Raw genomic sequence first — 24,956 nt, forward strand, 5'->3', positions numbered from 1 at the left:
GAAAGAGCATTCCCGAACCTGGGGTCAAGGGGCTTTAGCCCCTTGCCGCCGGAGGCACATTTTTTCTCCGTTACAACAGCCCCCGCTCTCCGAGGTTGCCGTAGCGGTGGTAGTTGTCGCAGATGCTCTGTTCACGGACGTACTGGAGCAGTTCCAGGCGGCCTTCGGCCAGGACCTTGGTCCTGGCGATGTAGAAGCCGGTCTCAGCGGCTTTGGCCAGGAGGGCGTCGGGCACGCGGTCCGGGGCGGCAAAACGGATGCGGTCCGCGGTTTTGAGGTAAGCGACCAAAGCGGTTTCCCCCTCTTTGGCCACGGTGACCCCGGCAAGGAGTCGCTCTCCGTCTGCGCTCTGCACAAAGGCGAAAACCTCTTCGGGGACTTCGGGGGACAGGCTCAGGGTTACCTTATTCCGGGTGACAAGAGCTGCCGTGCACATGGCAAGGATGTCTGCAAAGGTATCGTCCCCGGTGGCACGCACCACCACGCGCCCCACGGGCAGGTAGCGCACGATGTTGTCCTGGCCCCGCAGGCGGAAGTGGTCGGTCTCTTTTTCAAACTCGGTCTCGTACCATCCCATGTAGCTGAAGGCCGAGCGGACGAACCGGGTGATCTCCGTGCCCATGGCGCCGAAGCCTCCCCAGGCGGCCTTGGACTCCAGGTCCTGACAGCAGCGGTAGAGCGCTGTCTCCTTCTGCACCGGGGGAAAGACCGGGGTCGGGGTCTCTTCCACGGCCATGAACTGGCTGACGTAGTTGGGACTGCCCGCCTTGATACCGGATCCGATGGCAGACTTGCCCATGCCGCCGAAGGGTTGGCGCAGGACGATGGCCCCGGTGGTGCCTCGGTTGATATAGAGGTTTCCGGCTTTGATGCTGTTTTTCCACAGGGCCTGTTCCCGATCGTCCAGGCTCTCGATGCCCGAGGTAAGGCCGTAGCCGGTCTGGTTCACCAGACTGATGGCGTGCTCCAGGTTGTCGGCCTTCATCACCCCCAGCACGGGGCCGAAGAACTCGGTCATGTGGGTGTAGCTGCCGGGCTTGACGTTGTACTTGATGCCCGGGCTCCAGAGGTAGGGGTTGTCTCCTATCTGGGCGGGTTTCAGGGCCCACTCTTCTCCGGGCTCCAGCTCGGTGAGGCCCCGCTTCAGGTCCCCTGAGGGCGGGTTCACCAGGGTTCCCATGCTGTTTTTGTACTCCCAGGCAGAGCCCACGTACCAGCTCTTGGCCGCGTCCACCAGCTGCTGGCGGAACTGGGCGTCTTCGTAAACGTCCTTTTCCAGGATCAGCAGGGAGGTGGCCGAGCACTTCTGGCCGGTGTTTCCGAAAGCCGAGTGGATGATGTTCTTGATGGCCTGGTCCCGGTCGGACATGGAGGTGACGATGGTGGCATTCTTGCCCCCGGTCTCGGCGGAGAGGGCCAGGGTGGGTTTTGCCTTTAAAAGGGCCAGCCCGGTGTCGGTGCCGCCGGTGAGGATTACGTAATCCACCCGATCGTCGGTGGCCAGTTTCTGGCCGGTGGTGGCCCCGGAGCAGGGCATGAACTGGAGAACCTTTTTGGAGACCCCGGCGCGCCAGAAGCAGTTGCAGAGGATCCAGGCAGGCAGCACCGCGTCTGACGCGGGCTTGAAGATCACGGTGTTGCCCGCGGCAAGGGAGGCGGAGATGCCGCCGCAGGGAATGGCGATGGGAAAGTTCCAGGGAGAGATCACAAGGCCTACGCCCTTGCCCGTTGCGGTGACGCCCTTAAGGCCGGCTAGCTTGCGGGCGCTCAAGGGGTAGAACTCCACAAAATCGATGGCCTCGGAGACCTCCACGTCGGCCTCGGTGAGGAGCTTACCCGTGGACGCGGCGGCCGCGCCCATGAGGTCTGCCCTTGCCTTGCGGATCTCCACGGCCACCCGGGAGAGGACCTCGTGACGGCCTTCCCAGCCCAGGGCTCGCCATCCGTCGGGATCGGCCAGGGCTGTTTCCAGGGCCTCTTCGGCGTCGGCGTCGTCTGCCATGGCGTAGCGGGCGCTGACGATATTCTCCTTTTTCTTTTCGCTGAACTGGCAGGGGTCGATGCCTTCCCGGATCTTTTTGCCTTCAAAGCGCTCGTCGCCTGCCACCACCACGGGAATGTCGTGGGGGGCTTTGTCCGCTGCGGGCATCCAGGCATCCCGGATCCCTTCGGCCCAGGCCCGGTTTCCGGAGAGGGCCCAGTCCGTGTCGGCCTCGTTAACAAAGCGCCCGGTGTAATGACTGCCGCCCTCAAAATCGTCCCAGGTTTCTATCTGGCGATCCTGGACGCGATTAGATATTTTGGGCGCTTTTTCCCGCAGCTCCAGGGAGGCCCTGAACCCCTTTTCAAGGAAGGTCCACTCTTTGGACCCCGGTTTCAGGTCGTTGGCGTACCGGAGAAAGTTCTCCGGGGCCGTGTTCTCGTCCAGGCGGCGAATCAGGTAGGCGATGGCGTTGATGAACTGCTCTTTTCCGGCCACCGGCGCGTAGAGGAGAACATCCCCGGTGGTCTCAAGAATTGCCCGGCGCACATGGTCGGCCATGCCTTCGAGCATCTCAAAGCCGAAGTACTCGGTGACCTTGTTCTCTTTGGCCATGGCATAGGCAAAGGCCAGCTCAAAGAGGTTGTGGGAGGCAATGCCCAGGCGCACGGCCTGGATGTTCTCGGGCTCCATGGCGTACTCGGCCATGCGCTTGTAGTTGGCGTCCACAAAGGGCTTGTTGTCGAAGGGGGCCAGGGGCCAGTTGTGCAGGGCCGACTCCACCTGCTCCATCTCCATGTTGGCGCCCTTGACGATACGCAGCTTAATGGGTGCCCCGCCGTCTGCAACGCGCTCTTTGGCCCACTCGGTGAGCCTGCGCTGCATGGCCCAGGAGTCCGGGAGATAGGCCTGAAGCACGATGCCCGCGGCGTGGCTTTTCAGCTCCTTCTGCTCCAGGGTCTCCATGAAGGCCCGGGCCGTAAGCTCCAAGTCCCTGTACTCCTCCATGTCCAGGTTCACGAACTTTTTCACCGTGGTGCCGTCTTTGCGGGTGTAGGTGTGGTTCTCGGCCGTGGTAAAAAGCACGGTGAGGCGTTTTTTCAACTCGGCCACGGTGTCGTCCATGGCCAGGGAAGAGATCTGGGAGTAGATGGTGGAGATCTTGACGGAGATGTACTCAATGTCCGGGCTGGAGAGGTCCCGCACATAGGCTTCAAGACGGTGCTCCGCCTCCTCTTCCCCCAGCACGGCCTCGCCGATGTGGTTAATGTTCATGCGGACCCCTTCTTCTTTGCGCTTGGCAAGGTGGGCCTTGAAGGGGCCCTCCTCGCCGGGGACCACGGCCCGGCTGCTCTGCTTTCGGATCTGCTCCACCATCTGGGGCACGGACACCCAGGGGATGTGACGCCCCACCCCCATGAAAAGCATCATCAGCGATTTTTCAAGGGGTCCCATGAACTTGGGAATCCCCTTCTCCTTCAGGAGGGTGTAGACCCGATCCGCCACCTTGGGAGTGAGGCTCGACCGAAAACTCTCGTCGATCATCCGCGTGAGGATCACCTTGTCCATGGGGTGAGTGAGAAGCCGACTCATCATCTTCTGAATCTTCTTCTCATCCGGGGTCAACAACTCGTTGGCGCGGGTCTGCCACTGCTCGGCCAGAGCCACCGCCTCCTGAACCAGTCTCGCTTCTGTCTGCTTTTCCATGAGCCTTCCTTCCTATGTCATATAAGTCACAATCTATCTTTTCTGGTTAACGTGCATAAAAACCAGGGGATAAATCCCCTGGACCCCAGGTTCGGGAATGCTCTTTCGCCTTCGTTCCTCAGGCTCATCACATTCCCTGACGGGCTTCGCCCGTGGTGAGTTCCGAGTGCAAGGGCAATCAGCTTTCGAGGTGTTTTCGCTACCGTGGCTTCGCAACCCTCGCCGTCGCGGGCTACGGAGCGACAGGCGAGGTAGGGGTATTCACGAACTTGGTCATATGGCGGTCGAATTTAACCACGTGGCTGCCCATGAGGGCGGCGGCGCGGACGCCGTTGCCGTCTTTGACGGCGTGAAAGAGATCGATGAGGTCCTGGTGGTTCTCGACCAGAATCTCTTTTTTCCGCGCCAGGTAGGCCTCGTAATACTCGTGGATATTTTCGTGGACGGCCTTCTGGACCAGGGAGAAGAGCCGGTTTCGGGCGATGCGGGCCAGCTCCTGGTGGAACCTGCCGTCGGCGGCGATGAAGGCGTCCCAGTCGTAGTGGTCTTCCAGGTGGACCCGGGTCTCTTCCAGGATTTCGGCAAGGGAGACCATGTCCTCGTCGGTGCGGCGCTGGGCGGCCAAAGAGGCGATGTCCGCCTCCACGGAGCTTCGAAACTCCTGCAGGTTTTCAAAGGGAATCTCTTTTCGCCGCACCATAAGAGAGAGGCTCTCCAGCATGGGCTCGGTGGAGGCCTGCTTGACGATGGCCCCGCCATGGACGCCCAGGCGAATCTCGATAAGCCCTTTCTGCTCCAGGACCCGAAGGGCTTCTCTTAAGGTGCCCCGGCTGATGTTGAAGGTCTCTTTGAGTTCCCGCTCGGAGGGCAGCTTCTCGCCGGGTTTGATGCGCCCGTCCAGGATGGCTTCCTGGATCTGGTCCACCACGTCTTGGAAAATGCGACTCTGTTTTGCTTTCTCAAACATATGTTTTTCACGGCTCCCTGGCCGGTAATGGTGCACGGGTCAACGGAACAACGCCCGAATTCTGGCCCTTTCCAGGGCGATGCCAGCCCTCAAAAGGGAAGAAAACAGGCGCAAAGATCTAATGGTTTAACCATTAGATACTTTACACACCCAGCCTTTGTCAAGGGAGACAACATTCTGAAAAAGTTCTTTATACACGGGCAAGCATCTGAGGAGCGGTGAACTGAACGTTTCGATTGCCTTCTTATGCGCAACATAGAAAAAAAGCGCATCCAGCAGGAGCGCCGGCAGTGCGGTTAGATCCACAATGGACAAGTAGCAACAACGTATCCTGTTCCGTCGAAGCTTGTGAACCAGCCCGCATAAACCATGGGCGTTTATGTCGGGCGAAGCCCGAGCCGAAGGCGCGTGCGCATTTGTCTGAGGAACGAAGGAAAATGTGCACGCGCAATCAGCTTTCGAGGTGGCTCCACCTCGCCGCCGGAGGCAGCCAAGTTAAAGATGCCTCCGGCGGCCCTGCCGGGCATAAACTTTGAAAAGTTTGACAAACAGGTTTTGCTCAATATTCACGAAAATCTTCGCGGAAGCTCTTCACCTGAGGAACGAAGGGGGAGGGCTTTCGCAACCTGGGGTCCAGGGGTGGCGAAGCCACTTAGGCCAAAAATCCCCTGGCCGCCGGAGGCACGCTTTTTGAGCCCACTTTAACCATAGAAGGCAGGTACAACTCCCTCATATCCACTGATGCAGCTGTTCCAAAAGGCCGTCGAGTTCTTCGTTCCTGAAGCAGTAGCGCATCTGGGTGAACCGGCCCCTGAAGGCCGCCACCTCGTCCCGAACGGATTTTCCGTTGATGAGGACATCTGCCATGAGCTCGGCCAGGGCGCCGAAATCCTCTTTTTCCATGCCGAAGCGGGTCATCTCCTGGACACCGGTGCGCAGGGCGCCGGAGGCGGTGAAGCCCTCCTCTTCGGGGATGGCCTGGTAGTTCACCAGGATGTTGTTCTCTTCCAGGTGCCGGGCGGCTTCCGGGCCTTTGGCGTAGCCCACCTTGATGATGACCTGGTGGGTCTCGGTGTAGCCCTCGGCCGGGTCACCTGCCACCTCCAGGCCGCAGTCGGCAAGGGCCTGGGCAAAATAGCGGGCGTTTTCCAGCACCTTCTTCTGGTAGGTCTGTTTAAAGGCGTTCATCTCCATGGCCGCGGCGCAGAGCCCCAAAAGGGTCCCTAAGTGATGGTTGCTCACACTGCCGGGAAAGGTGCGACGGGTGATGGCGTCCCACAGGGGAAGCCGGGGATCGTCGTCGGCCATGTCGGCGGTGATCACGCCCCGCTGGGGGCCGAAAAAGGTTTTGTGGGTGGAGCCGGTGACAAGGTCGGCCCCTTCGGCAAAGGGCTCCTGGAACCAGGGACCGGCAAGGCCCAGGACGTGGGCCATGTCGTACATGAGGACGGCATCGAGGCCCAGCTCGTCTACCATGGCGCGGATCTCCCGCACCGGCTCTTTGTGCAAGACCATGCTCTTGCCAAAGATGATCAACTCGGGCTTTTCTGCCTCCAGAAGCCACCTGCAGGCATCCACGTCTACTTTGAACGGGTTGTGGCCAAGAACGGGAAAGTTCACCACCGCGGGTTTTTCGGTGCGCGGGTCCCGGGCGATGAAGTCCCTTAAGGCGCCCATGGGCTGAGCGCTCAGGTGTCCCCCTTTCATGATGTGGTGGTTCATGACGCGACGCATGCGGCGCTGCTCGGTTTTGCGGTCGGCCCGGTTGAGATAATCCACCATGGCGCTGAAGACCGCGGTGTTGGCCATCTGACCGGAGATCACACGAGTTTCGGCCTGGGCGCACCCCAGGAAGGTCCGCATCTCCACTTCAAGCTGCGCCTCCACCCGGGCGATGAAGTCGGTGCCCTGATAATAAAAGACCTCGGCATCTTTTAAGGCCGCCACCTTTTTGTGCTCGGCATAGCGCCCAGCCGGATCCATGACCGAGAGGAGCTTGACCACCGGGGAAACCGACTGTTCGGAGGGGATCAGGTTGATGCAGGCACCTTGACGCCAGGCCGTGTTGTCTGCGGCCTCCTTTATCAAGGCCCGAACCTTGGGCATCACCTCGCCCACGGCGTCCTCATCGTCCTGGTGCGGGGCTGTGTCCGCCAGCACCGGCCGGGCGTACGGCGGGGCATCGCTCCGCATGTGGCAAGGCACGATGACGGCCTCGCTCATCTTTCCCCGGATCTCCACCTCCAGGGCCTGCCCTTCCCTTAAATCGCTGTCCACCATGGCGATGCAGATGGCCCGCCGCCCCTTCTCCCCGGTCAAATGCGTGCGGATGCCCTCCCCGTCCATCACCCAGTAGGGAACCATGGTCCCGCTGCTCACATAGCCCACCGGGGCACCGCGCCTGAAGACACGGCATCCCTGCCGGGCGATGCCTTTTCCCGTAAGAGCCAGGGGCTGTGCCATGCGGGGCAGATCCCCTTTGAGAGAATCATCACCGGCCACAAGGCGGGAAAACGCCCTGTGTTGCCGCGTCAGGGCCTCCCGCCCCACAAAATCGCCTTTCAGGGGGCTCAAGCTCACGGCAAACCGCGCAAGGGGGCATGCAAAAACGGGGATCTCTCCCCCGTCGGGGTCCTGCCCCAGCTCGTGGCCGTACAGGGGCAGGCCCGCTTCCAGGCGCAGGGTATCCCGTGCCCCCAGGCCGATGGGTTCGGCGCCTTCTGCCACGAGCATCTCCCAGAGCGCCTCGGCATGGACCGTGTCGCAGAAGAGCTCGAAGCACAGGGGTTCGCCTGTGTACCCGGTGCGGGCCAGTCGCACGGGCACGCCTTTAAGTTTCACCTCGGAGAGGGCATTGCGCCTGGGCTCGGGCAGGGCCCCCTCCTCCAGCAATCCGCCAAGGAGGGTTTTGGAGGCGGGGCCCTGGAGACTCAGCATGGCCTGATCAAAGGTGGCGTCATGCAGGGAGACATCCTGGAACGCCTCCAGGTGAGCCTGAAAATGGTGCCAGTCCCTGGTCCGGTTGGCGGCGTTGACCACCAGGAGAAAGCCCTCCTGTTGAAACCGATAGAGGTAGGCATCGTCCACGGCCCCTCCCCCTTCGGTGGGGATCATGGTGTACTGGGCCTCCCCCACAGCGAGGGCGGCGGCGTTGTTGGTGAGAACATGCTGAAGAAAGCCGAGGGCATCGTCTCCGGAGACGACAAAACGCCCCATGTGGGAGACGTCAAAGAGCCCGGCCTTTTTTCGGGTGGTGAGGTGCTCGGCCACGATGCCCGTTGGGTACTCCAGGGGCATCTCCCATCCCCCGAAGGGAACGAGTCGGGCTCCGGCCCGAAGGTGGCAGGTGAAAAACGGCGTGCGGTGAAGTTCCGTCATGGTCGTCTCCTCCTCTGGCCTGTGTCATTACCCGGGAATTTTCAGATGGGTACATCCGGTGCGGATGGGCCATTGTACCACCGAGGACCTTCAAAAGGAACCATTGGGATGTCACACCCAGGGTCAACGCATTTAAACATTCAGTTGCCTCCGGCGGGTCGCTTTTTGAAAAAAGAAGAGGGGCTATGCCTTGTAGGGACGCATCCTCAAAAAACAAAACCTGTTTGTCTAACTTTTCAAAAGTTTGACCCCCGGCAGGGCCGCCGGAGGCAAAAATCTAAATCCGTGAACCCTGTGTCACCCCCGCATCACCCACTGACGTGCAAGGGGAGACACCCGATGCACTTTCGTCTCACGGCGGCGGCCCATCCCCCCTTGCCCTGCCCGCCGAAGAGCTGGTATAATCCCACAAACCGTCAAAATACCTTCTTTTTTACATCTTCATGCGTGGGCCCTTCCGCCCCGGCACACATCTTGAATACCCATCTTCATCGACGCTGTTCATCAATGCATGGCGGCACCACAACGCCTTAACCTTCAAGGAGAGAACACATGGCAGTGATCATGATCGGCGGCACACCCGCCAACACCACAGGCAACCTCCCCGATGTCGGGTCCAAAGCCCCCGGGTTCACCCTGACCAAGACCGACCTGACGGATGTGAGCCTTCCTGACCTGGCGGGCAAACGCATCGTCTTGAATATCTTCCCCAGTATCGACACGCCGGTCTGCTCGGCGTCGGTGCGCCGGTTCAACCAGGAGGCCGCCTCCCTTGCCAACACCCAGGTCCTGAGCGTCTCCGCCGACCTGCCCTTTGCCCACAAGCGGTTCTGCGAAACCGAGGGCATCGACGGGGTTATCCCGGTGTCCGAGCTCCGCACCCGCGGGTTCGGGGATGCCTACGGCGTCCGCATTGCCGAAGGGCCCCTGCAGGGGCTCCTGGCCCGGGCCGTTGTGGTCCTTGACGAAGAGGGGACGGTCATCTATTCATCCTTTTCAAAGGACTTGAAGGAAGAGCCCCCCTACGAAGAAATCCTGGCCACCCTGGCCTGATGCGACGCGCCCCCTTATAAGGGGGCCACCGTTAACCGATGATTGCACAGAGAAAGGACAACGATGGAATCGGACAACGTGCGATTGGTATCATGGAATGTCAACGGCCTCCGGGCCGTCTGGAAGAAAGATTTTGAAGGGGCCGCAGAGCGGCTCGGGGCCGATGTGCTCATGGTCCAGGAGACCAAGCTCCAGGAGCCCCAGCTCACCCCGGAAATGACGGCCCTCAACGGGTCCAAGGCTCACTGGTCGTTTTCCACGGTCAAAAAAGGATACAGCGGGGTCGGGGCCTGGACAAAAAACGCCCCCGTGGCCGTGCGACACGGCATCGGGACCCCGGAGTTTGACGATGAAGGGCGAATCCTGGAGCTTGAGTACGAGAAGTTCACCCTCTTCAACGTCTATTTTCCCAACGGCCAGCAGAGCGATGAACGGCTGGACTACAAGCTCCGGTTCTACGATGCGTTCTTTGCCTACACCAACGCCCTCAGGGACAAAGGGCGCCCCGTCATCATCTGCGGGGACGTCAACACCGCCCACAACGAAATCGACTTGCGGCACCCCAAGGCCAACTCCAAGCGCTCGGGTTTCCTTCCCGTTGAGCGGGAGTGGCTGGACCGCATCCTCGCCATGGGCTACGTGGACACCTTCCGCCACCTCTACCCGGAGGAGGAGAAGTACTCCTGGTGGTCCTATCGATTCAACGCCCGCAAGAACAACGCGGGGTGGCGCATTGACTACTTTTACGTCAGCCGGGACATCGCAGAGAACGGCTGGATCAAAGACGCCTGGATCGACAACGATATCTTCGGCTCGGACCACTGTCCCATCGGTCTTGATCTTGTGATCCCTTGAAAAAAGGCCCCGGACCCTGATTTTTTTAGACGGGAACCGTAAAGATTCCTCCACATGCAGCCGATATCAACAATCAGAAATCGTGCGGCCCATTGGGGGAGGCCGCATGACGTTGTTTTGATGTCATTTTTCCAGAGTGTGATGTGTGGGGGTATGGGGGACTTCATTCAAGTCAAGGAGAGCCAGGTTCATTATTACCGTTCGGTTCCTCTCTATTGCAAGGCGGACAGCGGCGACTTCGTGTTGTACAAGCCCAAGGGCAAGCGCATCAACTTCACCGAAGACGCCCGGACCCGCCCTCCCCGGATCTATATCCACAAGCGTGACAGCCAGGCTGCCGTGGACGAGCTGCAGACCAGTTTCAACACCCACCTGCGGCAGAGCCTGACCCCCGGCGGGCTCACCAAGGTCAAGACCATCCTCTGCGACATTGTCTCCGAGGCAATGGCCAAGCCCTCGGAGAATTCCCTGTCCCAGCTCCCCGAAACCATCGACATTGTCTTTGACGGCTACGGAAACAACTCCCTGATCTTAAAACAGCTGGCCGAAAGCTCCACCGTGGATCGGTCCATCATGGACCACTCCATCAACACCATGGCCATCACCATGCTCTACTGCACCCACTGCAAGCTCTCCCCGGACGAGGCAAGGCAGCTGGCCCTGGCCGCCCTTCTCCACGACATCGGAAAAACCCGCCTGGACCCCAACATCGTCATCACCAACCGCAAGCTCACCACCAAAGAGTTTGATGAGTACAAGACCCACGCCGCCATCGGCCACGACATCATCAAGGAGACAGGCTCCTTTGATTTCTCCATCTCGCGGGCCATTCTGGAGCACCACGAGCGCCTGGACGGCAGCGGGTACCCCAGGGGCATCGCCCACATCGGCTTCGAAGCCCAGCTCATCGGGCTCATCGACAGCTACGAGAACCTCACCCACCGGGAAAAAACCTACCGCAAAATCAAAAGCCCCTTTGATACCCTGAACCTCATCAAACACGAGGTGGTCACCAAAGGAGCCTTTGATAAAACCCTTTTTAAAGACCTCTGCACCTGCCTGGCCTGATCCGGATTCTCAGCTTCCGGCGCTGCCCTGGGTCAGGCCGTTGAGCCCGTTTTCGGGAAGATTCAGGTGAAGATCACGCTGGGGAAAGGGAATGGAGATGCCCTTGGCGTCAAAGCTCTTCTTGATGGCCTCCTGAAGGGAAAACCAGGTGCTCCAGTAGTCGGCGGTCTTCACCCAGGGACGTACCACAAAGTTGACACTGCTCTCCCCCAGCTCACTCACCGCGATGGTGGGGGCGGGGCTCTCAAGGACCATGGGCTCATTTTTCAGGATATCCTCCAGGGTCTGTCTCACCTCATCCAGATTATCCCCGTACCCGACACCGGCCACCAGGTCCACCCGGCGAATATCCTCGGCCGTGTGGTTCACGATGATGCCGCCGGTCACCTGGGCGTTGGGGATGATGATCCGCTTGTTGTCCACGCTCTTGATGACGGTGCTGAACATGCCGATCTCCTTCACCGTGCCCTGGGTGCCACCTGCCTCCACAAAGTGCCCCACCTTAAACGGGGTAAAGACCACCAGAAGGACCCCGGAGGCGAAGTTGGCCAAAGAGCCCTGCAGGGCCAGGCCCACGGCAAGGCCTGCGGCACCGAGCACCGCGATGAACGAGGTGGTCTGCATCCCCAGCTTGCCCAGGGCCGCGATGATCACAAAGGCCATGAGGCCCACGTACACCACGCTGCAGACAAAGGAGATGAGGGTCGGTTCCACCTTCCCCTTGACCATGATATTTCGAAGCACGCGTCGAAGAATGCCTGCGGCAATGCGCCCCAGCACGAGAATCACCAGGGCCGCCACCACTTTCAAACCATAAAACGCCAGCCACTCCTGAAGCTTCATCACAATGGATTCCATTGGATCCTCCTTAGGTTGATGGGTCTTAAATGAGATGGCAATGACAAGACAAAAAGATGCGTCAGCGTGCCGGAAAGGATGTCACCGGGACGGAGCGGCACATGACGGGATACATGAAGGGACGATGTAACGGTTCAACATGCCTCCGGCAGGGTCGCCGGAGGCACACTGGTACGGAATGATTACTTCAGGCCTGTTTATCAAACTTTTTAAACGTTTGGCCCCCGGCAGGGCCGCCGGAGGCTTTTTTGATCTGAATGGTTACACCGGGGAAAGAATCACATCAGGGCATATGCACGATGCTGCGCCCGGTGCGGTCCCCCCTGAGCATGCGCTCGATCTGGTCATCGAGTTCCTCCAAGCCGTTGAAACTCTCCACCATGGCATCGAGGTTTTCAGGCTTCCAGGCATCGGCCAGCCGGGCCCAGACCGCCTGGCGCTCGTCCATGGGACAGGTTGCCGAGTCAATGCCGCACAAAGAGACCCCGCGCAGGATAAAGGGATAGATGGAGGAGGTGAGTTCATCGGAACGGACGTTCCCGCAGCAGGTCACCACCCCCCGATGCATGGTGTTCTTGATGGCCGTGGCAAGGACATCCCCGCCCACGGCGTCCACCACGCCGGCCCAGAGTTTTCCTCCTAAGGCCTTGCCGCTCGTGTCCACAGCCTCGGCAAGGGAGAGCACCCGGTCCACGCCGATGGAGGAGAGATAGGCCCCTTTGTCCTCCCTCCCGCTGACACCCGCCACCACAAAGCCGAGTTTCTTGAGGATCCCCACGGCCAGGCTCCCCACGCCCCCGGAGGCCCCGGTAACGAGAACCGTGCCCATCTCAGGGGTCACCCCATGATCGAGGAGGCGCTTGACGGAAAGCCCCGCTGTAAACCCGGCGGTGCCCAGCATCATGGACTCTTTTCGGGTCAACCCCGCAGGAAGCTTCACCACCCAGGATTCAGGTACGCGGATGTATTCGGAAAACCCTCCGGCCGTGTTCATGCCCAGGTCGTACCCGGTCACGATCACCTTGTCCCCTTTGTGGAACCCCTCGGTGGTGCATTCGGCGACAATCCCTGCGGCATCGATGCCCGGCGTATGGGGATAGCGCCGGGTCACCCCGGGATTCCCCATGGCCGACAGGCAATCCTTCCAGTTGAGGGACGAAAACCCCACCCGGATCAGCACGTCCCCGGGGGGCAGGTCTCCAACGGACAGGGTTTCGATGCGTCGTACAAAGGTCCCCTCCTCCTCGGAGACGACCATCGCATGATAGGTCACGTTCTCCCAACTCGCATGTTCCATGGCTCACCTCCGTTTTGTATCCTTATTCAGCGAGATGACACACATATTGTACGACGGAAACCCAAAAATGTCATTGTGGAATCCACCCCGCGTGAGGAACCCTGCCCTGTGAAAATGCAACCCGTGGCCTTGGCTAATATTGCTCCCCCACAAGGCACAAAACCCATTTCCTCTTTTCATCGTGCTCCCTTTCAGGCAACACCACCCCACCCAAAAAAACGATTTCACGCCCTCACGAAACCGCCCCGGTAACCTTTCAAGTTAACACCATATCTTCCCAGCACCCCATTTACATAAAGGCACGTTTTCCCCATGAGGGATCAATACCTCATATTTTCCTCTAAAGAAATCTTAGGTTCATCCGAACTAATTTCTATTCGACTCACACTTAGAATCAACCATGAACCCGGCCCTAACAACAGCACATAGAGCCCTGAAGCCAGTGACCTTCCAGGTAAACATGTGCAACACAGAGTCAAGGAGCAAAGACATGCGGAATAACCTCAGAAACACGATCATCGTTTCTATCCTGACAGTACTCCCCCTCCTGCTAACCTCGGTTACCGGAACCTTTGCCGCCCAGCCGTTGAAGCTCTCCGTCCTCTGCGACGACAAGGCGGCCGCCGACGGCTTTGCCACGGAACACGGCGTTTCCATCTCCATTGAGCTGCCCAACGGCCACCACTGGCTGCTGGACACCGGCACCACCAACATCTACCTTGAAAACGCCGAGCGCATGGGCATCAGCCTGGACGACCTCTCCGGCATCGCCATCAGCCACGGCCACGACGACCACACCGGCGGCCTCACCTTCTACCCCCGCCTCAAAGGGGCCCCCCCGGTCTACGGGCACCCCTACATCTGGCACAAGCAATACGGGGTCAAAAAAGGCGCACCGGTCCGCATCTGCGGAATGCCCTACCTGGCACGCAAATACACCCAGGCCACCTTCAAGCCGGTCAACAACGTCACCGAGCTGGACGAGGGCCTCTACTTTTTCACGGACGTCCCCAGAGAGGCGGGCAGCTACCAGCCCATCCAGGGTAAATTCTTCAACGAAGACGGCACCGGACCCTGCCCCATCATCGACGACGCCACCCTGGCCATCAAGACCCCCAAGGGCATCGTTGCCGTCTTCGGATGCGGCCATGCCGGCTACATCAACATCCTCAAGGCCATCAAGAAAAAATTCCCCAATGAGAAGATCCTCTCGGTGGTGGGGGGACTCCACCTGAAAAAGGCATCCCCTGACGTGCTGGAAAAAGCCGTGGCTTACACCGACGCCGTAAAAGCCAAAGGGTTTACTTTTTACGGAGGTCACTGCACCGGAGAAAACGCCATCGCCCATTTTCGCAAGGTCTATGGAGACAAAGTGGTCAAGCCCCTGGGCGCCGGCCGCGTGATCACCTATTGATAAAATGGAATAAAACCGATTAACGGAGAAGGACCCCCCATGAAAAAATGCATTGCAACCCTTGTCATCGCCCTGTTCCTGGGCCTTCCCGGCCTCTGCACCGCCAACCCCGCCGTTGAAGCGCTGCTGGCCAAAGTCGCCAAGGACATCGACGCCGCCCCCAAAGGCTCGGATGCCTTGAAAGCCTTTACCAAAACCACCCTGCTCCCCTTGTGCGTCACCAAAGAGCTCGTGGATGCGGCCAAGGCAAGCAACGCCAAGGGCGCCACCCTTGCCGAGATCCAGAAAATCGACGAAGAGTGGCAGGAAGCCGAAGAGGAGCTCCCCATCATGGAAGAGCTTCTGTCAAACGACTGCGGCAAGGCGCTCCAGGCCCTGGCCAACCGGACCCCGGCCATGGCCAAGGGGTTTGCCTTCGACAACCAGGGGGCCACCGTGGGCTCCCACAGAACCCCCAACGACTACTGGCAGGGGGATGAAGGCAAGTACAAGCGCACCGTCAAGGAGCAGAGCATCGAGGTCGGCCCCGTGAAGTTCGACAAGGCCGAGAACACGCAGCTCCAGCACGTGGCTCTTCCCCTCATCGACGAAGACGGCACCGTGGTGGGCGGGGTCCTCGTGGGTGTATTTCTCGACAAACTTTAATGCCCAAGGGCCGCCCGGATTGCTTCACAGCACCGGGCGGCCCGCAACCGATTGCACCGGGAGATTTTCCAGGAGAAAAATAACGTGAGCTTAAATCGAAAGTGCATCCTCATCATCGGCGTCCCCGTGTTTTCCCTGTTTCTGCTGATCGGCCTCGGCAGATGGGCCCTGGGGATCTTGTCGGATGACCTCAACGACATCGTAACCAACCAGTTTTCAGGGCTCATCGAGCAGCAGATCCTGCCCTTGATCACCGACGACATGCTGCCCCTTATCAACAGGGACATCCCGCAGCTCCAGGAACTCCAGGCAAGCATCAAGGCCATGATGAAAGCGGACCGGGACATCACCCAGGCCGCCATCGCGGAAAAGATGTCCCTGGTGGCCAGCGAGCCGTCGGAAATCAAGGCAGCCCAGGAGGCCAGCCGTCTCAGCATGGAAGAGACCGAAGCGAGCATGCAGAAGGCCTCGGCCAAATTCGACACCGAGGAAACCCAGGCCCTTTATTCCCGGTTTACGGAGCGCTTTGAGCACTGGCAGAAAAAAAGCCAGCGGGTGTTCGTCCTGGCCAACACCCCGGGGAAACTCCGTTTCGCAAGAAAAGCCAGCGACACCGGCTCCGCCTTCAAGGCCTTCACCGAGGTCCGGGGCATCATCGCCGAACTCCAGGCCATCCAGGAGGGCCGGATCCAGCAGGCCATCGCCGATATCGAAGGCAAAAAGGCCCACATCAACGATCAGGAGCACCTCATCGAGACCAACCGGCGCCAGGTGTTTGCCGCCGGGGCTGCCACCCGGAAAAACGCCTCCCGCATGACCCGCCTCTTTTTCGCCATCGGCCTGCTCTCCGCGGCCGTGGCCCTGGCCGTTGCCTGGTATGTGGCCCGCCTCATCACCCGCCCTGTGAACCGCGTGGTGGACGGCCTCAGAGACATCGCCGAAGGGGACGGGGACCTGACCACCCGCCTTGAGGTCACCAGCCGCGACGAGGTGGGGGAACTCTCCCGGTGGTTCAACACCTTCATCGGCCAGCTCCAGGAGATGATCCGCCAGATCAACGAAAACGCAGGTTCGTTGCTGTCCGCCTCCAGCGGGCTCTCCGACCTGTCCCATGACATGTCCACGGACACCGAGGCCATGTCCGGTAAATCCACCACCGTTGCCGGCGCCGCCGACGAGATGAGCAGCCACTTCACCACCATCGCCGCCACCATGGAGCAGACCGCGGCCAACATCGCCATGATCGCCGCAGCCACCGAAGAGATGACAGGCTCCCTGGGAGAGATCGCCCGCAACTCCGAAGAGGCCAGCCAGGCCACCGGCCTGGCCGTGGGCCAGGCCAACAGCGCCTCCACCCAGGTGGAAGAACTGGGAACCTCCGCCCAGGAGATCGGCAAGGTGGTGGAAACCATCACCGACATCTCCGAGCAGACCAAGCTCCTGGCCCTCAACGCCACCATCGAGGCAGCCCGGGCCGGGGACGCGGGCAAGGGGTTTGCCGTGGTGGCCTCGGAGATCAAGGAGCTTGCCGAGCTCACGGCACGGGCCACCCAGGAGATCCGGGAAAAGATCGAAACCAACCAGCGGTCGGCGGCAGGCACGGTGCGGGACATCAACGAAATCAACAAGTCCATCCACAACGTCAACGAAATGGTGGGGGCCATTGCCGCGGCCGTGGAAGAGCAGTCCGCCACCACCCGTGAGATCGCCGAAAACGTCAACCAGGCGGCCCAGGGGGTTGACGACGTCAACTCCAACATCGCCCAGAACGCCACCGTTGCCGGGGAAATCGCCACGGACATTTCCGAGGTCAACCAGCTCATCGGCGATGTGGCCACCCGCAGCGCCAGCGTCAACACCGGCACCGCCGACCAGGCCCGATCCGCCAAGGAGCTGAAATCCCTGGTGGGAAAATTCAAAGTGTGACGTAACTATTCAGATCAAAAAAGCCTCCGGCGGCCCTGCCGGGGGCCAAACTTTTAAAAAGTTTGATAAACAGGTCTCAAGTAATCATTTATAGGCTCCGCCGAAACAATTCCGACATTTTCGCACCCGTGTTTCGTTTTTTGCGGAGCTTTTTTTCAAAAAAAATGACCCGCCGGAGACAACTGAATAGTTACAGTGTAACAAACCAAAAAGGGCGGCGGGCCAAGGGCCCGCCGCCCATATACAAAACCCTCAAGGGCCGTCGCCGTTTTGCTGGCGGTGGCCCTTTCAGGTATCCCTGCTTGTGCCTTTCCCTCTCTCCCTGCCTTTAGTAGACCTTCCGCTTGGAAAAATTGGCACCGATGACGCTGAAGGTGTTCTCCACGATAAAGAGAGCCTCCTCGTCCTTGGTGAAAACGATCTCCTCCAGGCGCTTGAGCTGGATGTTGTTGATCACCGTCATGAGGATCTTCTTGTCGCGACCGGTGTAGGCGCCCTGGCCGTTTAAAAAGGTGGTGCTGATCTTGAGCTTGTCGATGATCTCCTTAGAGATGCACTCCGGCTTCTCGGTTACCACCAGGACCATCTTCCTCTGGTTGAACATGGACAGGGCATAGTCCATGCTCACGGAGGTGACGAACACCGAAATGATTGAGGCGATGACCAGGTCGGTGTTCATGGTGGCAAAGCTGAAGCTGTAGAGCACCACGTTGAAGATGATGTAAAACTTGCCGAGGCCCACGTTGAACTTCTGATAGAGGGTCACCGCGATGATATCCAGGCCGCCGTTGGACCCCAGGGACCGCAGCACGATGCCGGACCCGATCCCCACAAACACCCCGCAGGTCACCGCCGCATAAAGCTGGTTCACGATGCCCAGGTCCACCTGGATGAAGTTGTAGGTGACCGAGGAGACCACCATGGCCAGAAAGCTGTAGGCCAGAAACCGCCCGCTGATGCACATCCTGCCCACGATGAACATGGGGATGTTCAACAGGGCGAAGATGATCCCCGGGTTCATCCAGTCGGACAGGTAGTAAAGATAGAAGGCGAGGCCAAAAAGGCCGCCGGGCACGAAGCTGTGGGGGTCGGCGATACCTTTGAGCCCGATCACGTAGATCAGGGTTCCGAAAACAATGAGAAAACAGTTCCAGAAAACGGAGTAGGTGAAATCTTTCTTGAGCATGGCTGAACCTCCAGACGCACCGGATCCTGCAGGCCATGCAACGGAAGGCGCGAAACATATCGCGTCAACGCTGCCGGATCCCTAAAAATGGTGAGTCAATTTTCAAAAATCAGATCAACTTATCAAATGGATAATCGGGCGGTTCGAGCTGTGGGACCCACCCTGTCGGATAACGGCGTAACATGCACGGAATAGGCGCTCCGTACGGGCAAAAGGATATCAAGGAAAACACCGTAATCCAAAGGGATATGGACCACGGCACCCACACAACGTGTGGCGCTTTATGGCAGAGCGAAAAAGGCGTGTCAAGAAAATTTATCCCGTCTGTTTCACTTTTTTTTATTCCGAAATACCGGAATTGATTTTTACTGTATTTCTAAATCTTTGCACGCGATGCCGAACGGCATATTTCTTGTTTTGTTCAGGAGAAACAGTCAAAAATGCCAACCACCCCAAAAACAGGTGGAGATTGTGTCGCGTTAAAAAGCGTGGACCAGGGCTCTCCAGCCAGTGAACCGGCCACATAAAAAAAGGGACCGGCCTGATTCGACCGATCCCCTTTTCTAAACCACGGAATGTCCCGGTGCCCCTTTTAAGGAGGCACCTTGTTTTGCTGCTACACCGCTGCCAGCAGGCCGGTGATGCTCTCCTTGGCGTCACCGAAGAGCATGCGGGTGTTCTCCTTGAAGAAGAGAGGGTTTTCCACCCCGGCATAGCCTGTTGCCATGCTGCGCTTCAGCACAACCACGGTGCCGGCGTTCCACACCTCAAGGACGGGCATGCCTGCGATGGGGCTGTTGGGGTCCTCCAGGGCCGAGGGGTTGACGATGTCATTGGCCCCGATGACCAGCACCGCATCGGTGTCGCCTAAGTCATCGTTGATCTCGTCCATCTCCAGGACAATGTCGTAGGGCACGCGGGCTTCGGCCAGAAGCACGTTCATGTGCCCGGGCATGCGCCCTGCCACCGGGTGGATGGCAAAGCGGACGTTCACCCCGTCCTTTTTCAGGCGCTCGGTGAGTTCAAAGACCGGGTGCTGGGCCTGGGCAACGGCCATGCCGTAGCCGGGGACAATCACCACGTTCTTCGCATCTTTCAAAAGCTCGGCGGTCTCCTCCAGGCTGGTGGCAACGGCCTCGCCCTGGTGGTCCCCGTCCACCACAGTGCCCCCGGAGGTTCCGAAGCCCCCTAAGATCACGTTGGCCAGGCTCCGGTTCATGGCCTTGCACATGATGTAAGAGAGGATGGCCCCGCTGGAGCCCACCAGGGCCCCTGCAATGATGAGCAGGTCGTTGCCCAGCATGAACCCTGTGGCGGCCGCTGCCCAGCCCGAGTAGGAGTTGAGCATGGAGATGACCACGGGCATGTCTGCCCCGCCGATGGCCATGACCATGTGCCAGCCCAGGCCAAAGGCAATGAAGGTCATGATAAAGAGCCCGAACAGGGGGTACCCCGTGCCTTCGGCCCCCACGAAGAGGACGCCGATGCCCAACGTCACGAGGAGCCCGGCCAGGTTGATGAGGTGCCGGAAGGGCAGAAGCAGCGGACGGCTGCCGATGGTGCCCCGGAGCTTACCGAAGGCCACCACCGAGCCCGTAAAGGTCACAGCCCCGATAAAGACCCCGAGGAACACCTCCACCTCGTGGATGGTCTTTTCAATGCCCGTGTAATGCATCTCGGGATCCAGGTACCCGGCAATGCCCACCAGCACGGCGGCCATGCCCACAAAGCTGTGGAGGATGGCCACCAACTCGGGCATCTGGGTCATCTGGACCTTGCGGGACACCATGACTCCGATGCCGCCACCAATGCCCATGGTCACGATGATAAGGGCGTAGCCCGTCACCTCATGGCCGAGGATGGTGGCCAGAAGGGCGATGGCCATGCCGAGGATGCCATAGAGGTTGCCCCGCCGGGCCGTCTCCTGGTTGCTCAGGCCCCCCAAGGAGAGAATAAAGAGAACGCCTGCCGCAATGTAGGCTGTGGTGATGAGGCCGCTACTCATTGTCGCCTCCTTTCCTGAACATCTTCAGCATGCGCTGGGTCACGAAAAAACCTCCGAACACGTTGATGGTGGCGATAAGAACGGCAATGGCCGCCAGCCAGGTCTTCAGGCTGAAAAAAGGCCCGGAGATCTGCAGGAGCGCCCCGATGACGATGATGCCGCTGATGGCGTTGGTGACGCTCATGAGGGGCGTATGAAGGGAGGGGGTGACGTTCCAGATCACCATGTACCCCACAAAGCAAGCCAGGACGAACACCGTCATGTGCTGGAGGAAGGCCTGGGGCACCACCGTGCCCATCTCATAAAGAAAAAACCCGCCTGCGGCCAGCAGGACAAAGGGCATCACCTGGGGCCACCAGCGACGCCAGGCCTTCTTCAGGAGGTTCGGCTCCGGCCCCGGAGCCTCCGGCTCAGGCGCGGGGGCCTGAGGAGCAGGATCGGGTACCTTGGGGGCAGGGGGCGGCCAGGTGACCTCCCCGTCTTTGGTGACCATCATGCCGCGCACCACCTCGTCCTCCATGTCGAAGGCTGCCTCCCCGCCTTTGTCCGGGGTGAGGTTGTCCAACAGGTGGGTGAGGTTGGTGGCGTAGAGGCGGCTGGCCTGGTTGGCCAGGCGGCTCACCATGTCCGTGTAGCCGATGAGGGTGACCCCCTCCTTCACCACGGCCGCACCGGGTTCGGTGAGCTCACAGTTGCCCCCCTGTTCGGCGGCCAGGTCCACGATGACGCTGCCCGGCTTCATGGAGGCCACCATCTCTTTGGTGATGAGGACCGGGGCTTTTTTCCCGGGGATCATGGCGGTGGTAACGATGATGTCCACCTCCTTTGCCTGCTCGGCAAACAAAGCCATCTCCGCCTCGATAAAGGCCTTGCTCATCTCCTTGGCGTACCCGCCGGTACCGCTGCCCTCCTCGGCCACGTCCAGCAGGAGAAAGGACGCGCCCATGCTCTCCACCTGCTCTTTGACCTCCGGGCGGGTGTCAAAGGACCGCACCACGGCCCCAAGGCCCCCTGCGGTGCCGATGGCCGAAAGCCCGGCCACCCCGGCCCCGATGACCAGAACCGTTGCCGGGGGCACCTTGCCTGCGGCCGTGACCTGGCCGGTAAAAAAGCGCCCGAAGGCTCCGGCTGCCTCCACCACGGCCCGATACCCGGCGATGTTGGCCATGGAGCTTAGGGCATCAAGCTTCTGGGCACGGGTGATGCGCGGTACCTGGTCCATGGCAAGGGCGGTGATTCGTCTGGTTTTGAGCAGCTCTACAAGCTCGGGGTTTACGGCGGGCTGGACAAAGGCGACCAGGGCGGCCCCCTCTTTCATCTGCTCTGCCTCGGAAAGGGCCGGGGGTCGCACCTTGAGCACCATGTCCGAGGCGGTCCACACCGCCTTCGCGTCAGTCACGGCCGCACCGGCGGCCTCATAGGCGCCGTCCACAAACCCGGCGGCCTCTCCGGCACCGGATTCCACGGACACGTCGTACCCCAGGCGGATCAGGGTCTTCACGCTCTCCGGCGTGGCTGCCACCCGTTTCTCGTCGTCGTGGGTCTCTCTGGGAATACCAATGTTCACAGGTTATCTCCTCTTTTCCAGGTATAGATAGGGCGTTGATGCCCTCTGAGGACATCTGAGGGGATTACAGATCCGGGCCAGCCGACGGGACGGCATCGTGGAAGGGGTCTTCCGGTAACTCACAGGATATACCGGCGATGGGATCGACCATGGGGGCCAGGCAGGGAGCAAACCGCTCAGAGCGAACCCGCCGCCACATCATGGCCCGGGTTCACGGTCACAATATGACAACGGATCTTCATTTTTCAATGGTCAGACATTGAGAGCCGTCATTATACATAATGAGAAAACATGAGGAAAGAGGAACCCGTTAGTAAAGAGGTGCTTCGTCAGGGAAAAACGGAAACCCCGTTTCTGTCCACGCCCAGGCCGTAGGTTTCTCCCTCCAGAAGGGGGCACCGGGGACCGGCCTCAACCTTGACCCGCTCCCCCGAGGGCAATGTGAACAGGCAGCTGCGGCCCGGCCCCCGAAAGCAACTCTTCTCCAGCCGCGCCAACGCCCCGTCACCGGAAGGGGCGATGCGGATCGCCTCGGGCCGCACAAAGACCCGGACCCGCCTGGCAGATTCCGTGCCCGGCGTATCCCCCACGGACAAAGCGCCCAGGCCGCAGTCCAGGGTACCGTCCGGGGAGAGGGTCCCGGTAAGGAGGCTCCCTTCACCGATAAACCGGGCCACGGCAAGATCCTTCGGGGCGTGGTACAGCCCCTCGGGGGTGTCCCACTGGAGAATGGTGCCGCCCATCATCACCCCGATACGATCGGCCATGGCAAAGGCCTCGTGCTGGTTGTGGGTCACCATGAGGGCGGTGATGCCGAAGCGCTTGAGAATCTCCCGCACCTCGGCCGAGAGGCTCTCCCTTAAGGTGACGTCCAGGTTGGAAAAGGGCTCGTCCATGAGCAGGCACCGGGGCTTGGGAGCGATGGCCCGGGCCAGGGCCACCCGCTGCTGCTGGCCGCCGGAGAGTTCGTGGGGGTAGCGGTTCTCCGCCCCGGCAAGGCCGGTCACCTCAAGGAGTTCGCCGATGGTCTCCCGGCGCTCGGCCCGGCCGGTGCCCTGCATGCCAAAGGCGATGTTTTCCCGGACGGTGAGGTGGGGAAACAGGGCATAATCCTGAAACACCATGCCGATCTTCCGATCTTCGGCGGCAAGACCTTTGCCCTCGTCCCACAAGGGTCGGCCGCCCAGGTAGACGGCCCCGTCGTCCGGTTCTTCAAACCCGGCGATCATGCGGAGCAAGGTGGTCTTGCCACAGCCGCTGGGCCCCAGAAGGGCCCCAAGCTCGCCTTGGCCAAGGGAAAACCCCACCTTGCGGGCCACACAGGTCTCCCCGAAGTGTTTTGTGACTGCGCGAACATCCAGATACATCATGTTTTCCCCTTTTCCTTTTGCCACACCAGAAGTCCCACGGGAATCAGCCCGGCCACCACCAGCGCCACGGCGGGAATCGCCGCCCTCTCCCACTCCCCTTCGGAGGTGAGCTCAAAAATCTTCACGGCCATGGTGTCCCAGCCAAAGGGCCGGGTCATCAGGGTCAGGGGCATCTCTTTCATGACATCCACAAACACCAGGATCGCCCCGGTCACCATGCCGCCCCGGATCAGGGGCAGGTGCACCTGCCGCACCAGGGAGATGCCGCTCACCCCCAGGGTCCTGGCCGCCTCGTCCATGGAAGGAGAGACCCTGCCCAGGCTGCCGGACACCGCACTGAACCCCACGGAGAGAAACCGCACCATGTAAGCCACGGGCATCATCCACACCGTCCCCTGGAAAAAAGGGCCGGAGAGCCCTGCCCCAAACATGGCAAAGGCCCCGGCCATCATCTGGTCCATGCCCCCCAGAACCCGCACCATGCCCACGGCAAGGACGGTGCCGGGCAGGGCGTAACCCAACAGGGAGAGCCGGGTAAGGACGGCAGGCAGGCGCCCCCTGGCCCTTCGCCCGGCAAAGGCAATGGCAAGGGCTGCCGCCAGGGTAACCAGAGCCCCGGCCCCGGAGAGTATGAGGGAGTTGGCAAACAGCCTTCCGTACCCCAGGTGCAGTTCCTCCTGCCACGCCTCGCCCACCCAGACGAGCAGCTGGGCCATGGGCACCACAAAGGCCACGGCAAAGAGCCCGCCCAGAAACAAGAGGGCCCCGGCCGCCTGCCTCCCGGTCAGGGGCATGCGCCTGGCGCGACGCCCGTCACGGCCCCGCACATAACGCATGCGCCGCCTGCTCCAGCTTTCGGCGGTGAGTACCAGAAGGGCCAGCATCACGAGAATGGAGGCGAGCTGGGAGGCGGTGTCGATGGAGAAAAAGCCGAACCACGCCTTGTAGATGGCCGTGGTAAAGGTGTCGTAGTTGAACACGGACACCGCCCCGAAATCCGCCAGGGTCTCCATGAGCACCAGGATGAGCCCGGCCAGGATAAAGGGCCGGGCCATGGGAAGCAGCACCCGGAAAAAGAGGCGCCACCGGCCCAGCCCCATGCAGCGCGAGGCCTCCAGCACCCGCTCCCCCTGGGAAGCGAATCCCCCGGCGGCCAGGAGAAACACATACGGATACAGGGCCAGGGACAACACGAGGATGACTCCGCCCGTGGACCGGATGGGCGGCAGAAGCGGCGCCACGGAAGGCAGGTGCTGCCGCAGGAAGGTGGCCACCGGTCCCGAAAAATCAAGGAGGCCGGTGTAGACAAAGGCCATTACATAGGTAGGAACAGCAAGGGGCAACAGCAGGGCCCAGGAGAAAAAGCGCCGCCCCGGAAACTCGCACAGGGCCGTCAGGTACGCTGCCGATACCCCGAAAAAACCGGTCAAGGCCAACACCCCGGCGGAGAGTACCGCGGTGTTGACCAAGAGCCCGGACAACAGGTTCTCCCTGAGGTGCCCCCATATCTCCCGGGTGTCCGCGCTTACCGAGGCCATCACCAGGACAATGGGCAGCAGCACCACCAGGGCCACCACAGCCATGGGCACGAGGGAGGGTTCCGCTTGGCCACGCCATCGGAACGCACCGGCAAACCGCTCAGCTGCCACTTTTGACTCACACCATTCCATAAAACTCCC

At 60.5% G+C, this 24,956-nt stretch carries 16 protein-coding genes; 6 read left to right on the forward strand and 10 right to left on the reverse strand.

Annotation, left to right across the window (positions count from 1 at the left end):
* Positions 1-70: 70 nt before the first annotated feature.
* The 3 genes from ACOYW0_RS08810 to gcvT form a co-directional block, all read right to left on the reverse strand.
* The gene (locus ACOYW0_RS08810) at positions 71-3,688 is read right to left on the reverse strand and encodes a proline dehydrogenase family protein (RefSeq protein WP_482418151.1); all 3,618 of its coding nucleotides are present in this window, start codon (positions 3,686-3,688) and stop codon (positions 71-73) included.
* A gap of 232 nt (positions 3,689-3,920) precedes the next feature.
* Entirely contained in the window at positions 3,921-4,655 is a 735-nt protein-coding gene (locus tag ACOYW0_RS08815; protein ID WP_482418152.1) for a FadR/GntR family transcriptional regulator, read from the reverse strand.
* Between the two features lie 729 nt (positions 4,656-5,384).
* Positions 5,385-8,033, reverse strand: coding sequence for a glycine cleavage system aminomethyltransferase GcvT (gene gcvT, locus ACOYW0_RS08820; RefSeq protein WP_482418153.1), 2,649 nt, complete (start codon positions 8,031-8,033; stop codon positions 5,385-5,387).
* Between the two features lie 552 nt (positions 8,034-8,585).
* Between gcvT and tpx the strand changes: the two genes are divergently transcribed.
* From tpx to ACOYW0_RS08835, 3 genes are all read left to right on the forward strand, one after another.
* Positions 8,586-9,086: a thiol peroxidase gene (gene tpx / locus ACOYW0_RS08825; RefSeq protein WP_482418154.1), complete on the forward strand. Its 501-nt coding sequence runs from the start codon at positions 8,586-8,588 to the stop codon at positions 9,084-9,086.
* A gap of 63 nt (positions 9,087-9,149) precedes the next feature.
* Positions 9,150-9,941: an exodeoxyribonuclease III gene (locus ACOYW0_RS08830; RefSeq protein ID WP_482418155.1), complete on the forward strand. Its 792-nt coding sequence runs from the start codon at positions 9,150-9,152 to the stop codon at positions 9,939-9,941.
* Positions 9,942-10,094: 153 nt separating this feature from the next.
* The gene (locus tag ACOYW0_RS08835; RefSeq protein WP_180142526.1) at positions 10,095-11,009 is read left to right on the forward strand and encodes an HD-GYP domain-containing protein; all 915 of its coding nucleotides are present in this window, start codon (positions 10,095-10,097) and stop codon (positions 11,007-11,009) included.
* 9 nt (positions 11,010-11,018) lie between these two features.
* On the opposite strand, the gene ACOYW0_RS08840 is transcribed toward ACOYW0_RS08835, so the two are convergent.
* Both ACOYW0_RS08840 and ACOYW0_RS08845 read right to left on the reverse strand, forming a co-directional pair.
* A complete protein-coding gene (locus ACOYW0_RS08840) occupies positions 11,019-11,867 on the reverse strand; it encodes a mechanosensitive ion channel family protein (RefSeq protein ID WP_482418156.1) in 849 nt (282 codons plus the stop codon).
* Positions 11,868-12,150: 283 nt separating this feature from the next.
* Positions 12,151-13,164 (reverse strand): YhdH/YhfP family quinone oxidoreductase, encoded by a 1,014-nt coding sequence (locus ACOYW0_RS08845; RefSeq protein ID WP_482418157.1) that lies wholly within the window; start codon positions 13,162-13,164, stop codon positions 12,151-12,153.
* 490 nt (positions 13,165-13,654) lie between these two features.
* Between ACOYW0_RS08845 and ACOYW0_RS08850 the strand changes: the two genes are divergently transcribed.
* The 3 genes from ACOYW0_RS08850 to ACOYW0_RS08860 all read left to right on the forward strand — a co-directional run bounded on the left by ACOYW0_RS08850 (position 13,655) and on the right by ACOYW0_RS08860 (position 17,149).
* On the forward strand, positions 13,655-14,578 hold the full coding sequence (locus ACOYW0_RS08850; protein WP_482418158.1) for an MBL fold metallo-hydrolase: 924 nt from the start codon (positions 13,655-13,657) through the stop codon (positions 14,576-14,578).
* Between the two features lie 39 nt (positions 14,579-14,617).
* Positions 14,618-15,223 carry a hypothetical protein gene (locus ACOYW0_RS08855; protein WP_482418159.1) on the forward strand — a complete coding sequence of 202 codons (606 nt, stop codon included), beginning with the start codon at positions 14,618-14,620 and terminating at the stop codon, positions 15,221-15,223.
* Positions 15,224-15,307: 84 nt separating this feature from the next.
* Entirely contained in the window at positions 15,308-17,149 is a 1,842-nt protein-coding gene (locus tag ACOYW0_RS08860; RefSeq protein WP_482418160.1) for a methyl-accepting chemotaxis protein, read from the forward strand.
* 328 nt (positions 17,150-17,477) lie between these two features.
* Here the strand turns inward: ACOYW0_RS08860 and ACOYW0_RS08865 are convergent, their stop codons facing one another.
* The 5 genes from ACOYW0_RS08865 to ACOYW0_RS08885 form a co-directional block, all read right to left on the reverse strand.
* Positions 17,478-18,335: a YitT family protein gene (locus ACOYW0_RS08865; protein ID WP_482418161.1), complete on the reverse strand. Its 858-nt coding sequence runs from the start codon at positions 18,333-18,335 to the stop codon at positions 17,478-17,480.
* 616 nt (positions 18,336-18,951) lie between these two features.
* Positions 18,952-20,340, reverse strand: coding sequence for a Re/Si-specific NAD(P)(+) transhydrogenase subunit beta (gene pntB, locus ACOYW0_RS08870; protein ID WP_482418162.1), 1,389 nt, complete (start codon positions 20,338-20,340; stop codon positions 18,952-18,954).
* Positions 20,333-21,907, reverse strand: coding sequence for a Re/Si-specific NAD(P)(+) transhydrogenase subunit alpha (locus tag ACOYW0_RS08875; protein WP_482418163.1), 1,575 nt, complete (start codon positions 21,905-21,907; stop codon positions 20,333-20,335). Before ACOYW0_RS08875 ends, pntB begins: the two co-directional genes overlap by 8 nt.
* Before the next feature lie 329 nt (positions 21,908-22,236).
* Positions 22,237-23,277, reverse strand: a complete 1,041-nt coding sequence (locus ACOYW0_RS08880) for an ABC transporter ATP-binding protein (protein ID WP_482418164.1) — start codon at positions 23,275-23,277, stop codon at positions 22,237-22,239.
* Positions 23,274-24,947 carry an ABC transporter permease gene (locus ACOYW0_RS08885; RefSeq protein ID WP_482418165.1) on the reverse strand — a complete coding sequence of 558 codons (1,674 nt, stop codon included), beginning with the start codon at positions 24,945-24,947 and terminating at the stop codon, positions 23,274-23,276. The genes ACOYW0_RS08880 and ACOYW0_RS08885 overlap by 4 nt, the downstream gene beginning before the upstream one ends.
* Positions 24,948-24,956: the final 9 nt, after the last annotated feature.

This window comes from Desulfoluna sp. HI9BLuna, from assembly GCF_056829775.1.

Excerpts from the sequence above, each read along its gene's own strand:
- ACOYW0_RS08810 (WP_482418151.1), bottom strand. The coding sequence starts at position 3,688 with ATGGAAAAGCAGACAGAAGCGAGACTGGTTCAGGAGGCGGTGGCTCTG.
- ACOYW0_RS08815 (WP_482418152.1), bottom strand. The coding sequence starts at position 4,655 with ATGTTTGAGAAAGCAAAACAGAGTCGCATTTTCCAAGACGTGGTGGAC.
- gcvT (WP_482418153.1), bottom strand. The coding sequence starts at position 8,033 with ATGACGGAACTTCACCGCACGCCGTTTTTCACCTGCCACCTTCGGGCC.
- tpx (WP_482418154.1), top strand. The coding sequence starts at position 8,586 with ATGGCAGTGATCATGATCGGCGGCACACCCGCCAACACCACAGGCAAC.
- ACOYW0_RS08830 (WP_482418155.1), top strand. The coding sequence starts at position 9,150 with ATGGAATCGGACAACGTGCGATTGGTATCATGGAATGTCAACGGCCTC.
- ACOYW0_RS08835 (WP_180142526.1), top strand. The coding sequence starts at position 10,095 with ATGGGGGACTTCATTCAAGTCAAGGAGAGCCAGGTTCATTATTACCGT.
- ACOYW0_RS08840 (WP_482418156.1), bottom strand. The coding sequence starts at position 11,867 with ATGGAATCCATTGTGATGAAGCTTCAGGAGTGGCTGGCGTTTTATGGT.
- ACOYW0_RS08845 (WP_482418157.1), bottom strand. The coding sequence starts at position 13,164 with ATGGAACATGCGAGTTGGGAGAACGTGACCTATCATGCGATGGTCGTC.
- ACOYW0_RS08850 (WP_482418158.1), top strand. The coding sequence starts at position 13,655 with ATGCGGAATAACCTCAGAAACACGATCATCGTTTCTATCCTGACAGTA.
- ACOYW0_RS08855 (WP_482418159.1), top strand. The coding sequence starts at position 14,618 with ATGAAAAAATGCATTGCAACCCTTGTCATCGCCCTGTTCCTGGGCCTT.
- ACOYW0_RS08865 (WP_482418161.1), bottom strand. The coding sequence starts at position 18,335 with ATGCTCAAGAAAGATTTCACCTACTCCGTTTTCTGGAACTGTTTTCTC.
- pntB (WP_482418162.1), bottom strand. The coding sequence starts at position 20,340 with ATGAGTAGCGGCCTCATCACCACAGCCTACATTGCGGCAGGCGTTCTC.
- ACOYW0_RS08880 (WP_482418164.1), bottom strand. The coding sequence starts at position 23,277 with ATGATGTATCTGGATGTTCGCGCAGTCACAAAACACTTCGGGGAGACC.
- ACOYW0_RS08885 (WP_482418165.1), bottom strand. The coding sequence starts at position 24,947 with ATGGAATGGTGTGAGTCAAAAGTGGCAGCTGAGCGGTTTGCCGGTGCG.